14 protein-coding genes are annotated in these 12,005 nt (G+C 64.3%); 8 read left to right on the top strand and 6 right to left on the bottom strand.

From position 1 onward, the window contains the following. The first annotated feature begins 16 nt into the window (after positions 1-16). Entirely contained in the window at positions 17-1,384 is a 1,368-nt protein-coding gene (gene glmU / locus VF285_RS03875; RefSeq protein ID WP_346951309.1) for a bifunctional UDP-N-acetylglucosamine diphosphorylase/glucosamine-1-phosphate N-acetyltransferase GlmU, read from the top strand. A 79-nt stretch (positions 1,385-1,463) separates the two neighbouring features. After that, positions 1,464-2,519 (top strand): glycosyltransferase family 4 protein, encoded by a 1,056-nt coding sequence (locus tag VF285_RS03870; RefSeq protein WP_346951308.1) that lies wholly within the window; start codon positions 1,464-1,466, stop codon positions 2,517-2,519. 47 nt (positions 2,520-2,566) lie between these two features. Here VF285_RS03870 and VF285_RS03865 read toward each other — a convergent pair whose 3' ends face one another. Then, positions 2,567-3,088 (bottom strand): gamma carbonic anhydrase family protein, encoded by a 522-nt coding sequence (locus tag VF285_RS03865; RefSeq protein ID WP_346951307.1) that lies wholly within the window; start codon positions 3,086-3,088, stop codon positions 2,567-2,569. Between the two features lie 63 nt (positions 3,089-3,151). On the opposite strand from VF285_RS03865, the gene waaC reads away from it, so the two are divergent. Together waaC and VF285_RS03855 are read left to right on the top strand one after the other, a co-directional pair. Further along, entirely contained in the window at positions 3,152-4,105 is a 954-nt protein-coding gene (waaC, locus tag VF285_RS03860; protein ID WP_346951306.1) for a lipopolysaccharide heptosyltransferase I, read from the top strand. A gap of 47 nt (positions 4,106-4,152) precedes the next feature. Then, a complete protein-coding gene (locus VF285_RS03855) occupies positions 4,153-5,499 on the top strand; it encodes a 3-deoxy-D-manno-octulosonic acid transferase (RefSeq protein WP_346951305.1) in 1,347 nt (448 codons plus the stop codon). 68 nt (positions 5,500-5,567) lie between these two features. Here the strand turns inward: VF285_RS03855 and galU are convergent, their stop codons facing one another. Genes galU through VF285_RS03835 form a run of 4 tightly spaced genes read right to left on the bottom strand, consistent with a single transcriptional unit; the run spans position 5,568 to position 8,342 of the window. Continuing rightward, a complete protein-coding gene (gene galU, locus VF285_RS03850) occupies positions 5,568-6,407 on the bottom strand; it encodes a UTP--glucose-1-phosphate uridylyltransferase GalU (protein WP_346951304.1) in 840 nt (279 codons plus the stop codon). Continuing rightward, positions 6,404-6,625, bottom strand: coding sequence for a hypothetical protein (locus VF285_RS03845; protein ID WP_346951303.1), 222 nt, complete (start codon positions 6,623-6,625; stop codon positions 6,404-6,406). The genes galU and VF285_RS03845 overlap by 4 nt, the downstream gene beginning before the upstream one ends. Before the next feature lie 23 nt (positions 6,626-6,648). Beyond that, positions 6,649-7,473: a type III pantothenate kinase gene (locus tag VF285_RS03840; RefSeq protein ID WP_346951302.1), complete on the bottom strand. Its 825-nt coding sequence runs from the start codon at positions 7,471-7,473 to the stop codon at positions 6,649-6,651. Next, positions 7,470-8,342: a biotin--[acetyl-CoA-carboxylase] ligase gene (locus VF285_RS03835; RefSeq protein WP_346951301.1), complete on the bottom strand. Its 873-nt coding sequence runs from the start codon at positions 8,340-8,342 to the stop codon at positions 7,470-7,472. The genes VF285_RS03840 and VF285_RS03835 overlap by 4 nt, the downstream gene beginning before the upstream one ends. Positions 8,343-8,420: 78 nt before the next feature. Here VF285_RS03835 and VF285_RS03830 point away from each other — a divergent pair, with 78 nt between their 5' ends. From VF285_RS03830 to lipB, 4 genes are all read left to right on the top strand, one after another. Next, positions 8,421-9,065: an alpha/beta hydrolase gene (locus tag VF285_RS03830; RefSeq protein ID WP_346951300.1), complete on the top strand. Its 645-nt coding sequence runs from the start codon at positions 8,421-8,423 to the stop codon at positions 9,063-9,065. Between the two features lie 138 nt (positions 9,066-9,203). Then, positions 9,204-10,475 carry a D-alanyl-D-alanine carboxypeptidase family protein gene (locus tag VF285_RS03825; RefSeq protein ID WP_346951299.1) on the top strand — a complete coding sequence of 424 codons (1,272 nt, stop codon included), beginning with the start codon at positions 9,204-9,206 and terminating at the stop codon, positions 10,473-10,475. Between the two features lie 56 nt (positions 10,476-10,531). Beyond that, complete coding sequence (locus tag VF285_RS03820; RefSeq protein WP_346951298.1) at positions 10,532-10,807, top strand: DUF493 family protein; 276 nt, start codon at positions 10,532-10,534, stop codon at positions 10,805-10,807. Between the two features lie 8 nt (positions 10,808-10,815). Beyond that, positions 10,816-11,454, top strand: a complete 639-nt coding sequence (lipB, locus tag VF285_RS03815; protein WP_346951297.1) for a lipoyl(octanoyl) transferase LipB — start codon at positions 10,816-10,818, stop codon at positions 11,452-11,454. Here the strand turns inward: lipB and VF285_RS03810 are convergent. Beyond that, positions 11,429-11,998: a cob(I)yrinic acid a,c-diamide adenosyltransferase gene (locus tag VF285_RS03810; RefSeq protein WP_346951296.1), complete on the bottom strand. Its 570-nt coding sequence runs from the start codon at positions 11,996-11,998 to the stop codon at positions 11,429-11,431. The genes lipB and VF285_RS03810 overlap by 26 nt on opposite strands. Between the last annotated feature and the right edge of the window lie 7 nt (positions 11,999-12,005).

The raw sequence follows: 12,005 nt of genomic DNA, 5'->3' as shown, positions 1-12,005 counted from the left end.
CTTTCGCGATCTCTTCATGTTGAACATCATCATTTTGGCGGCAGGTCTGGGCAAGCGCATGCGATCCGACCTGCCCAAGGTTTTGCACCCCATTGCAGGCACGCCCATGCTGGGCCATGTCTTGCGCACGGCGCGGGCGCTTTCTCCTGATCGCATCATCGTGGTGGTCGGGCATGGCGCTGAGCGCGTGCGTGAGGCCTTTGCTGCGGACGATGTGGCTTTTGCGCCGCAGGCCCAGCAGCTGGGGACGGGCCATGCGGTGATGCAGGCCTTGCCGTTGGTGCTCGAAGGGGCTGCCGATGATGCCTGCCTGGTGCTGTATGGTGACGTGCCGCTGGTGCGAGCAGATACTTTGGGGGCCTTGCTGCAGGCGCGGGGTGAGGGCCTTGCGCTCCTGACTCAGACTCTGGCCGACCCGATCGGCTACGGCCGCATCGTGCGCGATGCACAAGGGCGCGTGCGCCGCATCGTAGAACAGAAAGATGCCTCTGCTCAGGAGCAGGCCATCACCGAGATCAATACGGGCATTCTGGCGGCCCCCACGGCGGCCTTGCGCCGGTGGCTGTCGCAGGTCGATAACCACAATGCACAGGGCGAATACTATCTGACGGACATCGTAGGGTTGGCGGTGCGCGACGGTATGCCTGTGGCGCATGCCCAGCCGGCCTCGGCGTGGGAAACGCTCGGAGTCAACAGTCGCGTGCAGCAGGCCCAGCTCGAACGCATCTGGCAGGGCGAGCAGGCTCGCCAGTTGCTCGAGCAAGGCGTCACACTGGCTGACCCAGCCCGCTTTGATGTGCGGGGTGAACTGCACTGCGGGCGTGACGTATTCATCGACGTGGGCTGCGTATTCGAAGGCAGCGTCCACCTGGCCGACGGCGTTCGGGTAGGGCCGCATTGCGTCGTGCGCGATGCCGAGATCGGGGCGGGAACCGAGCTGGAGGCCTATTCCCATGTGCAGGGTGCCCTCATTGGCGCATCCGCGCGGATTGGGCCTTATGCGCGCCTGCGGCCTGGAGCCGAGGTGGGTGCCGAGGCTCACGTGGGCAATTTCGTCGAACTCAAAAAGACGCGCCTGGGGCGCGGCTCGAAGGCAAACCACTTGAGCTACCTGGGCGATGCCGTCATTGGCGAGCGCGTCAATATTGGCGCGGGCACCATCACCTGCAACTACGATGGCGTGAACAAGTTCCAGACCGTGATCGGCGATGACGCGTTCATTGGCTCAGATACGCAATTGGTGGCCCCGGTGACCGTGGGGCGTGGCGCCACGCTGGGTGCCGGCACGACACTCACGCGTGATGCCCCTGAAGACCAGTTGACGCTCTCGCGTCCCTCCCAGGTGGCCGTGCCGGGCTGGAAGCGCCCGAAGCGCAAATCCTGACTCAAGTACACAAACTAACCGAACGGGGCACTGATGCTTGCGTGCTGCAGGCCTTCGTGCGTGTTCTGAAGGAAGGGCCGTGCGCATTTTGCAGATCAATCTCGAGCGCGGATGGCGTGGAGGCGAGCGCCAGACGCTGCTGACGCTGCAAGGCCTGCAGGCGCTGGGGCATGCTCCCGCGCTCGTGGCGCGTGCGGGTGGCGTCTTGGCGCAGCGTGCCGAAGCGGCAGGCGTTCCCGTGCATGCTTGCAGAGGTGGGCCGGGATTGGCGTCCTTCCTCTTGAGCCAGGGAGGTCGTTATGACGTCTGGCACGCGCAGACGGCTCAGGCCATGAGCGTGGCCGCATTGCTCAGGCCCGTGCTTCGGGTGCCTCTTGTGTTCACGCGCCGCACGGCGTTTGCGTCTTCGGGGAGTCAGCGCGCCCGGCGTTGGAAATGGGCGCGTGCCGATGCCTTGGTCGCCATCAGCCAGGCGGCTGCCCAGGCACCCCAGGACCTCGGGTTGCCGGTCAGCGTGATCCCTAGCGCTGTTCAAGCCGTGGAGCCAGCCCCCGGACGCGTGGCGGCGTTGCAGCAGACCTTTGCTCTCGAGGGGCGCAGGGTGCTGGTGACGGCTGCCGCACTCAGCCCCGAAAAAGACCCCCAGACCCTGATCGAGGCCGTGGCTCATGTCTGCCAGCAGTTCCCCGACGTGTCGTGCCTGCATTGTGGGGCTGATGGGGCGGCGGCGGCCGATGCCCGTGCGCGTGTCGAGGCGCTGGGCCTGCAGGATCGCTATCTGTTCGCCGGGTTTCAACCTCATGTGGCCGATGCGCTTGCACTGGCCGATGTCTATGTCAGCAGCTCCCGCTTCGAAGCCTTGGGGACCAGTGTGCTGGATGCCTGCCTGGCCGGTCTTCCTGTGGTCGCGACTGAGGTGGGTGGTCATGCCGAGATTCTGGCACCCGATCGTGGTTTGCTGGTGGCGGCGGGCGATGCTTCAGCGCTGGCGCGGCGGATTGTCTGGGTGCTGACGCACCCGGCTGCGGCGCAGGCCATGGGCACGCGGGCGCGAGCCTATGTGGAGCAGGAGTTCTCAGTGCCCGGCATGGTGGCCAGTTACGAGCGCCTGTATCGTCGTCTGGTGGCGCGCTGAATCGCCTCGGCTTCAGAGGGCATCCGGCTGGCCAATGGCCTTTTCGGTCAAAGTTCTCGCAGCCCCTTGCGGTACCGTGCCGCGCGTGCCGAGTAGCCCTGGGCGCTGTGCTCCAGCCCGGCCACTTCTTCGTCGGTGAGTGGGCGAGCGACCCGCGCAGGTGCGCCCAGGATGAGCGAGCGCTCCGGAAAGACCTTGCCTTCCGTGACCAGCGCTCCAGCACCCACCAGACAATGGCGGCCAATGACCGCGCCGTTGAGCACCACGGCCTGGATGCCGATGAGCGCGCCATCTTCGATGGTGCAGCCGTGCAGCATGGCCTGGTGGCCTATCGTCACGTGGCGTCCCACGCGTAGCGGATAGCCTTGATCCACATGCATTACGGCGTTTTCCTGGACGTTGCTGCCCTCGCCAATGGTGATGGGTTCGTTGTCGGCCCGGATCACGACCCCCGGCCAGACGCTGCTGCCGGCTTCCAGGGTGACGGCGCCGATCAGCGTAGCCCCCGGGGCGACGAAGGCCGAAGGGTCCAGGCTGGGTTCTACGTCGTCCAACGCGTAACAGGTCATGGTGCAGTCTCCAGGGAAAAGGTAGGAACGCGATTTGGATCGTAGCATGCCTATAATCGCGCCATGACGACCCGCATCCTCATCGTACGCACCTCTTCCCTGGGCGATCTGGTGCACATGCTGCCGGCCATGAGCGACATTGCGGCCCATGTGCCAGACGCCTGTATCGACTGGATTGCCGAAGAAAGTTTCGCCGAAATTCCCAGCTGGCATCCGGCCGTGCATGAGGTGATTCGTGTCGCCCATCGCCGCTGGCGCAAGCATTGGTGGTCGGCCCAGACCCGGCGCGAACGCGCTGCCCTGCGTGAGCTGTTGGGCGCGCGTCGATATGACGTGGTGCTGGACATGCAGGCGCTCATGAAGTCGGTCTGGCTGGTGCGGCAAACGCATGGGGTGCGGCATGGACTGGATTGGCAATCGGCACGCGAGCCGCTGGCGTCGCTCTTCTACGACGTGAAGCATCGCATCGAGTTCTGGCAGCCAGCGATCATTCGTCAGCGCGCACTGGCGGCCGCGACCTTTGGCTACGAGGTTCAGGGGGCGCCCGATTTTGGCCTGCAGGCGTTCACGGACCACGTCACCGTCGAGCCGGCGGCGCTCGTCATGCCGTCTGCCAGCCGTGACGACAAGCTGTGGCCTGCCGAAGACTGGCAACGGGTGTTCGATGACCTGCAAGGGCGGGGGCTGGCGCTGCGCCTGTTGGCGGGCAACGAGGCGGAGCGGGCGCGGGCACGCGAGCTGATCCAGGGGCGCGATCAGGCTCAGGTGTTGCCGCGCATGGGATTGCGTGAAGTGGCTGGAGAGCTCGCCCGGGCGTGCATCATGGTGGGACTCGACAGCGGCCTCACGCATCTGAGCGCAGGCTTGGGGCGGCCTACCATCGGCATCTACCGCGCCTCGACACCGGTTCGGACCCCATTGCAGGGGTCCGCGTACACGGCCAGCCTGGGTGAGCGGGGCCAGGCCCCGGATGCGCAGAGCGTGTGTGCGGCCATCGCCCAGGCGCTGGGCGCGTGAACCGGTCAGACTGCGTGGCATGTCGTGACGGCCATTAGAATGGTGGCATGTCCGTGTTTCCAGGGAATTTCGTGATCCGCTGGCTGTATTCCGTGCTGCTGTTGCTGTGTTCGCCCTTGTTGCTGGCGTGGCTCGCGCTGCGCGCGCGACGTTCGGGAGGCCAATGGGACGTCTGGCGTGGCGCGCGTTTTGGGCGGTTTCAGGGTGAGAGAGCCACGGCGGGTGCGATCTGGGTTCATGCTGTCAGTTTGGGTGAAACCCGTGCGGCGCAGCCCTTGGTGCGCGCCTTGCTGGATCGTGGCCATCAAGTGTTGTTGACCCACTTCACCGCCACGGGGCGGGCAGAAGGGCGGCGTCTGTTTGCCTCGGAACTGGCGAGCGGGCAGTTGCAGCAGGCTTGGCAGCCATATGATTTTCCGTGGGCCACGCGCCGTTTTGTGGCGCATTTTCGTCCTGTCGTCGGCGTGCTGATCGAACGTGAACTCTGGCCCAATCTGGTGCATGCCGTGCGTCGTGCGGGCGTGCCACTCATCCTTGCCAGCGCCCGCATGTCCGAGTCTTCTCTGAGACAGAATTTGCGGTTGGGGCGCCTGATGCGCGAGACCTATGCGGGGCTCACGTCCACCTATGCCCAGTCTTGGGCCGATGCCCAGCGGCTGGAGCGCATGGGGGCGAGCAACGTCAGTGTGTCCGGGAACTTCAAGTTCGATCTTCATCCGGATGGTGATCGCGTGGCGCGCGGGCGGTTGTTTGCTGCCCGTGTGGGGCGACCTGTCGTGGTCATTGCGAGTACCCGTGAGGGCGAGGACCCAGGGTTCGTTCAAGCCATCTTGCGCCAGGTGCAACGCTGGCAGGTACAGGGAGTCGGTGCGGGGCAGCAGCCGTTGTTCTTCCTGATTCCACGGCATCCGCAGCGCTTCGAGGATGCCGCTCGGCTCCTGGCCGAATCGGGGCTGTCCGTCGTCCGGCGGACTGAACTCCTGCGCCTGGGAGATGCCTCCGGGTCGGCCGTCGACGTCTGCCGCAAAGCGGCAGTGGTCCTCGGCGACACCTTGGGTGAAATGGCCTGGTATTACGGCTGCGCCCAGGTGGCCATCGTGGCGGGCAGTTTCGCCCCCCTGGGGGGGCAGAACTTCATTGAAGCCAGTGCGCTGGGGTGCCCCGTGGTGGTCGGTCCGCATACCGACAACTTCGAGCAGGCCGTGGCAGATGCCCTGCAGGCTGGGGCTATCGGCCAGGCCAATACCCCTGAGGCAGCCTTGCAAAAGGCTCTTCAGTGGCTGGATGATGGCCCTTTGCGCGCGCGCCTGGGCGACGCGTCGCGGCATTGGGTCGGCCAGCACACAGGCGCGGTAGCGCGAGTCATGGCTGGAATCGAAGGCCTGTTGGCGTAGCGTCCCGTTTGGCTCGTTCGAGTCAGTACGTCGAATGGGGTGCACGCACCCGCCAGGCAGACAGACGGCTAATCCGTCCTCAGGTTGTGATATTTGCGGCCAAAGGCGACGGTCGCTTTGAAGAAGCCTTCTTTGCTGCCGCAGTCGTAACGGTCGCCGACGTAGCGGTGCGCGAAGACGGGGCGCTGGGCGAGCAGGGCCGAAATCGCATCCGTGAGCTGGATTTCCTGAGCAACCCCGGCCTGAGTGCGGCGCAGGATGTCGAAGATTTCGGGCTCAAGCACGTAGCGGCCTACGACCGCCATATCAGAAGGGGAGTCTTCGGGCGCAGGCTTTTCCACGATGCGATCCACCCGCGTGTTGCGAGCGTCAACGGCCGTGCCGGCCACCATCCCGTATTTGAACGAGTTCTGGATGTCTATCGTCTGGGTCGCCAGCACGCTGCCATTGTGCTGGTGTGCCGCATCCACCAGCTGACGGGTGACCGGGGTGTCGGCATCCAGCAGATCGTCGGCCAGCAGCACGGCGAACGGCTCGTTGCCCACGATGGGCGCGGCGCACAGGACCGCATGGCCCAGGCCCAGGGGCTGGGATTGCCGCGTGTAAATGCAGTTGACGTGGCTGGGCAATACGTCGCGCACGACATTGAGCAGGGCTATCTTGCCTTTGGATTCAAGATCGGATTCGAGTTCGGGGGCACGATCGAAGTGGTCTTCGATGGCTCGCTTGTTGCGCCCCGTGATGAAGATCAATTCGGTGATGCCGGCGGCCAGGGCTTCTTCGACGGCATACTGGATCAGCGGCCGGTCGACGATGGGCAGCATTTCCTTGGGCATGGCCTTGGTGGCGGGCAGGAAACGGGTGCCCAGTCCGGCAACTGGAAAAACGGCTTTGCGAATGGGTTTCATTGTTGAGTGATTTCGGGCGGCACAGGGGTGCCTAGAACCAGGGATTGCTGATTGCGCTGTGAAAGTGGTCGGGGATCACGGCCCTGCTCGGCGGGCGGTGGGCCAAAGAAACCCTGACCATAGGCCAGCAAGGCAAGGTTGGCCACGACGGCGAGGCTGAGCAGGAAGCGCATGGAGCGGCGGCTTGAGAAGCGAAACGGACCCAGTATATCAATCACCGGGCTCCAGGCGGCGTATCAGTTCAGCCTGGGTGACGCCCCAGACAAGCCAGGCCGTCCAGCACCGGGGCGTCCAGCCATTGTGGGACCTGTTCTGGCAGATGCAGGTCTGCTTGTGCACGCGCCAGCGCCTCGCAGATGTCCGGACCTACCGAGGGCCAACCGCCTCCCGTCACGAAAAGCCGGGGTGGGCGTGGGTTCAGGCGTTGCGCAAGCCGCCACTGCCGCAGCAGTGCTCCGCCTTGGGCCGCCGCGATGCCGCTGGTGATGGCGGCGTGCGTATCGATCGGGAACTCGACACAGGGCCCGCCCGCGAGCGGAAGGCGCGCGGTGCCGTCGGCCAGGCTGTGCGCCATGAGCGTGACCCCGGGCAGGATCAGTCCTCCGAGGAACTGGGCTTCGGCCTCTGAAGTCGCCGGATCGGCCCGTACCAGCGTGTCTACGGTCGTGGCCGTGCCGAAGCTCGCCAGCACACAGGGGGCACCCTGTTGCCAGTCGAGTTGATGCCGAACCCGGTGCAGGACCCCCAGCATCCCCAGCCAGCGGTCGGACCCGAGGCGTTCCGGTCGCGCATAGGGGTTGTGCAGCCATTGGGCCCCGGTTCGAGCGTCGCACCATTGAACGGGCAGGTTCCAGTGATGCAGGCACGCGGCTTGCAGTGCCTGCGCGATGACGTCCCCCGCTACGTTGGACCCCAGAATCCGGTCTGGCACCTGGGGAGATTGCGCGACGAAGCGGGCGAGGTCGGCGTAATCCAGCGACTGAGGCTGGGTGCTGCACAGGACTTCTGAAGGCCCCAGCCACGCCAGCTTGACGCGGGTGTTCCCGATGTCGATCAGCAGCATCATGGCCGCACTCGCACCGAGATTTCTCCCACGGAAATTTCGTGGATGCCTTGGTTGTTGCGTAGCAGCAAGTGACCCTGGTTGTCGATGCCGCAGGCCACCCCGGTTTTCAGCAGCCGCCCGTCGTCGAGCACGTCGAGCATCTTGCCGCTCAGGCCATCGACCTGCGCGTAGCGTTCAGGGAGGTCGACGAAGCCGCGTGCCGTGGCTTCATTGAGGGCGTCGAACCACCCATTTGCGAGACGAGCAACGATCTGCGGCGTCGTGATTTGTCGTGCACTGGCGTCTATGGCGGCGATCTCGGCCCAATCGGCAATGCGTCGATCGAGCGAGGCAGACAGGGCCCGCGCGTCTTGGAGATTGAGGCCTATGCCGATGATGATGAGGTGGTGGTCTGCGGCTTGGGCCGTGCCTGAGCGCGTGCTTTCAATGAGAATGCCCGCGAGCTTGGCTTGGTTCCAGAGCAGATCGTTGGGCCATTTCATGGTCAGGCGCGCGCGCGTCGAGGCGCTGATCAACAGTCGCAGTGCCGTGCAGGTGGACAGGCCGATGAGCGGCGCCAGTGTGGGTAGCTGGCGGGCCGACAGAAAGACGTCGAAGGCGCAGGAAAACATCAGATTGGCCCCCGAACGATTTTGCCAGGTGCGGCCGGCGCGCCCGCGACCTTGCGTCTGCAGGTGGCAGCCCAGAAGCCAGGGGCGGCTGACGGGGCCTTCGGGATTGCGCGCCCGGGTGAGCAGATCTGCGTTGGTCGAGCCTGTCTCCTCGATCCAGTCCACGCGAGAAAAATGGGGCAAAGCTGCCTTGAGCTCAAGCGCCATGATCTCGCAAGAAGGCATGAGCTGAGTCGGGTCGTAGGAAGAATCGGGCATCGCGTAGGTAGAATGGAAGCTCGTCAACCCTGGAAAAGAACAGGGCAACCGTGCAAAACGAATGAAGCGGGATACTGCATGAGTTTACGTACAGAACAGTGGACCTGCCAGGGGTTGGCGGGCACTATTGCATGCACTGTAGATTATCCCGAGGGCGATCCGCTGGGGTGGGCGCTGGTGCTGCATCCGCACCCGCTCTATGGGGGCACCCGCGACAACAAGGTCGTCACCACCGTCAGTCGCACCTGCGTCCAGGCCGGTCTGCTGTGTGTCCGCCCCAATTTTCGGGGAGTGGGGGCGTCACAGGGCAGCTTCGACCGGGCTGTGGGTGAAACCGCCGACATGGTGCGCTGTGTCGAGCAGATTCGCCAGACCTGGCCACAGGCGGTTGCCGGCCCCTGGGTGCTTGCCGGGTTTTCCTTTGGGACTGCCGTGGCGGCTCAACTCTATGCCGAGCTGGCCGATCGCAACGTACCTTTGCCGGCGCGTCTGATGCTCATTGGCTGCGCGGTCGAACGGTTTCGCTATCGGGCGCTCACGCTGCCGCTCGAAACGGTGATGGTCCACGGCGAGATCGACGAAGTGGTGCCCCTGGCTGAGAGCATGGAGTTTGCCCGTGCGCATCAGTTGCCCATGACGGTGATTCCCGATGCCAGTCACTTCTTCCACGGCAAATTGCTGATGCTGCGTCAGGTGGTGCACAACAGCCTTGCGGGACTCTGAGGGCAGATGCATCAGAGCGATCCAGGACGTTTCAGTTGCTTGCGTTTTGTCGCGATTTGCGGCCCGTGCTTCAGGTTGTGGTGTGGGCTGCTGCCTATAATGAGCGATTCTTGATTGTGTTCCCCGGGTTATCCGCTCATGACGCCCTTGAATTCCCACCCTTCGTTTCATCGCAGCCTGTCTGCCGTCGCTTTTGCCGTGAGTCTGGCGCTTGCCGTCCCTGGAGCCGCCTGGGCTCAGAAGGCGCCTGTGCCCAGCTCCAGCCCGGCGGCAGCGGCACCAGCCACTGCTCCGGGGGCAGCGCAAAAGGCGGAACCTGCGCTGGACATGGTCAGTGCGCTGTCCAACATTCCGGCTCCGGCGTTGTCAGCCAAGGCGTGGTTGACACTGGATGCGACCAGCGGCCAGATCATTGCGGCACAGAACCCGCAAGAGGCCGTGGAACCGGCGTCGCTTACCAAGCTGATGTCCGACTACGTCATTTTCATGGCGCTCGATAGCGGCCGGCTCAAACTCGACCAGAAGGTGCATATTTCGGAGAAGGCCTGGAAGACCGAAGGTTCACGCATGTTCGTGAAGCCCAACACCGATGTCGACGTCAACGACCTGCTGCAGGGCATGATCGTGCAGTCGGGCAACGACGCGACGGTGGCGCTGGCGGAAGCCGTGGCGGGCAGCGAGTCCGCCTTTGCGGCGCTCATGAATCAAGAGGCGCAAAAGCTGGGCATGACGCACACGCATTATGTGAATTCCACGGGCCTGCCTGATCCGAATCATTACACGACGGTGCAAGATCTTGCGATTCTTTCGCGGGCGTTGGTGCAGAAATTCCCGCAGTACATGCATTACTTCAGCCAGAAGGATTTCACCTGGAACAACATCAAGCAGAGCAACCGCAACCGCTTGCTGTGGGCGGACCAGACGGTCGACGGGCTCAAGACGGGCCATACCCAGTCGGCTGGCTACTGCCTGATTGCGACGGCGCTGAGAGATGGTCGCCGTGTGGTGACGGTCGTGGTCGACACGCCCAGCGATGCGGCGCGCACCGAAAGCAGCCTGAAGCTGCTGAACTGGAGCTTCAAGAATTTCGACACGGTCAAGCTGCTGGACAAGACCAAACCGGCAGTGTCGGCCCGCGTGTGGGAAGGGACTAGTGACACGGTCGGCCTTGGCGTGGAAAAGCCGCTGTGGGTAACGGTGCCGCGCGGCAAGGCAGACGACCTCAAGACCGAGGCCCGCTATACCCAGCCGCTCATGGCACCGCTGACGGCGGGCGCTCGTGCCGGGACCTTGGTCGTCACGCTGGGTAACAAGACGCTGCGCCAGGAACCACTGGTGGTTCAGCAGAGCGTGCCCCAGGCGGGCTTCTTTGGTCGTATGATCGACAAGATCCACCTGATGTTCAAGTGATGGTCGTTGCCGGCGCATGTCTCGTTTCGCCGGCAGCGGCTGTCGACGACCCTGTCATGCCGATTTCGCCACCCGCTGATTCCCTGATTGTTTATCCCTGTGACTTTCCGATCAAGGTCATGGGGCCGGCGCGCGACGAATTCCTGCCGGCGATGGCTGAGGTCGTGAGTGGCTTTGATCCCGCGTTTGACGCCGATACCATCGAGGTCCGTGCCAGCTCGGGTGGACGCTACGTGGGGCTGACCCTGACGGTACGTGTGCATTCGCGCGCGCAGCTGGACGATCTGTATCGCGCCTTGCACGGCCACGAGATGGTCTCGGTGGTGTTGTAGGCGTGGCCATGCAGATACGGTGGCTGGAGCGGCCGGCGTCTTACCGGCCGGTGTGGCAGGCCATGCAGGCCTTCACCGAAGGCCGTACGCCCGAGACCGACGATGTCCTGTGGCTGGTGGAGCATGCACCGGTCTACACGCTGGGTCAGGCAGGGCGTGAGGAACATATCCTGAATCCCCATGGCATTCCGGTCGTGCACTGCAATCGCGGCGGTCAGGTCACCTATCATGGCCCTGGTCAGGTGGTGCTCTACACCCTGGTCGACTTGCGTCGCCATGGCATTTACGTGAAAGAGTTCGTGCATCTGCTGGAACAGTGCGTGCTGGACGTCCTGGCGCAGGCCGGGGTGGCGGGCGCTTGCCGCAAGCCTGGTGCGCCGGGCGTCTATGTGCCGCAATCCGCGCTGCAACACCCGCAGGGCGTGGCGCTGGCCAAGATCGCTGCGCTGGGCGTGAAGGTCCACCACGGCTGCGCCTATCACGGTGTGGCGCTGAATGTGGACATGGACCTTTCACCCTTTTCAGGCATCAACCCGTGCGGCTACGTGGGCCTGCAGACGGTGGACATGCGTTCGTGCGGGGTGGAGGCCGGTCTGGTGGCGACCGGCGACGCATTGGCCCTCAGGTTTGCTCAGGCGTGGGCTTAGCCGTCGGGCCTCTCCACAGCACGTCGGTAACCCCCGCGGATCGGTTGAGAAAACGCGCCAGCACGAAACACAGGTCCGACAGCCGGTTCAGGTAGTGCAGCACGGGGGCGTTCACCGATTCCTCACGCGCCAGGGTTACGACGGATCGCTCTGCCCTGCGTGCCACAGTGCGGACCATGTGGGCGTGCGCCGCCGCAGCCGTGCCGCCCGGCAGGATGAATTCCGTCAGCGGTCCCAGTTCGGCGTTGTAATGCGTCAGAGCCTCATCCAGCGCGTGCACTTGATTCTCCGACAAGACCTGCGTGCCGGGAATGCACAGTTCCCCGCCCAGATCGAAGAGGTCTTGCTGGATCTGATCGAGCAGGGCGTCAATCGCGGCCGGCAGGGTCTGGGTGCGCCATAGACCCAGTGCGCTGTTGAGCTCATCCACTTCACCCAGCGCGGCGATGCGGGGTGCGTCCTTGGGCACCCTGCGTTTGTCGCCCAGGCCTGTGGTGCCGTCATCCCCGGTGCGTGTGCTGACGATGGAAACTCGAATGGACATGCTGGCT

Source organism: Castellaniella sp. (assembly GCF_036379515.1).
In the GTDB taxonomy this organism is placed as follows: Bacteria; Pseudomonadota; Gammaproteobacteria; order Burkholderiales; family Burkholderiaceae_B; genus Castellaniella.
This window is presented reverse-complemented; position numbering and strand designations above follow the sequence as displayed.

Bases quoted from the DNA above. Each gene is read 5' to 3' on its own strand.
- VF285_RS03840 (WP_346951302.1), bottom strand. From the start codon at position 7,473: ATGATGCTGCTGATCGACATCGGGAACACCCGCGTCAAGCTGGCGTGG.
- VF285_RS03810 (WP_346951296.1), bottom strand. From the start codon at position 11,998: ATGTCCATTCGAGTTTCCATCGTCAGCACACGCACCGGGGATGACGGC.
- VF285_RS03820 (WP_346951298.1), top strand. From the start codon at position 10,532: ATGCCGATTTCGCCACCCGCTGATTCCCTGATTGTTTATCCCTGTGAC.
- VF285_RS03865 (WP_346951307.1), bottom strand. From the start codon at position 3,088: ATGACCTGTTACGCGTTGGACGACGTAGAACCCAGCCTGGACCCTTCG.
- VF285_RS03830 (WP_346951300.1), top strand. From the start codon at position 8,421: ATGAGTTTACGTACAGAACAGTGGACCTGCCAGGGGTTGGCGGGCACT.
- galU (WP_346951304.1), bottom strand. From the start codon at position 6,407: ATGAAACCCATTCGCAAAGCCGTTTTTCCAGTTGCCGGACTGGGCACC.
- waaC (WP_346951306.1), top strand. From the start codon at position 3,152: ATGACGACCCGCATCCTCATCGTACGCACCTCTTCCCTGGGCGATCTG.
- glmU (WP_346951309.1), top strand. From the start codon at position 17: ATGTTGAACATCATCATTTTGGCGGCAGGTCTGGGCAAGCGCATGCGA.
- VF285_RS03855 (WP_346951305.1), top strand. From the start codon at position 4,153: ATGTCCGTGTTTCCAGGGAATTTCGTGATCCGCTGGCTGTATTCCGTG.
- VF285_RS03835 (WP_346951301.1), bottom strand. From the start codon at position 8,342: ATGCCCGATTCTTCCTACGACCCGACTCAGCTCATGCCTTCTTGCGAG.
- VF285_RS03825 (WP_346951299.1), top strand. From the start codon at position 9,204: ATGACGCCCTTGAATTCCCACCCTTCGTTTCATCGCAGCCTGTCTGCC.
- lipB (WP_346951297.1), top strand. From the start codon at position 10,816: ATGCAGATACGGTGGCTGGAGCGGCCGGCGTCTTACCGGCCGGTGTGG.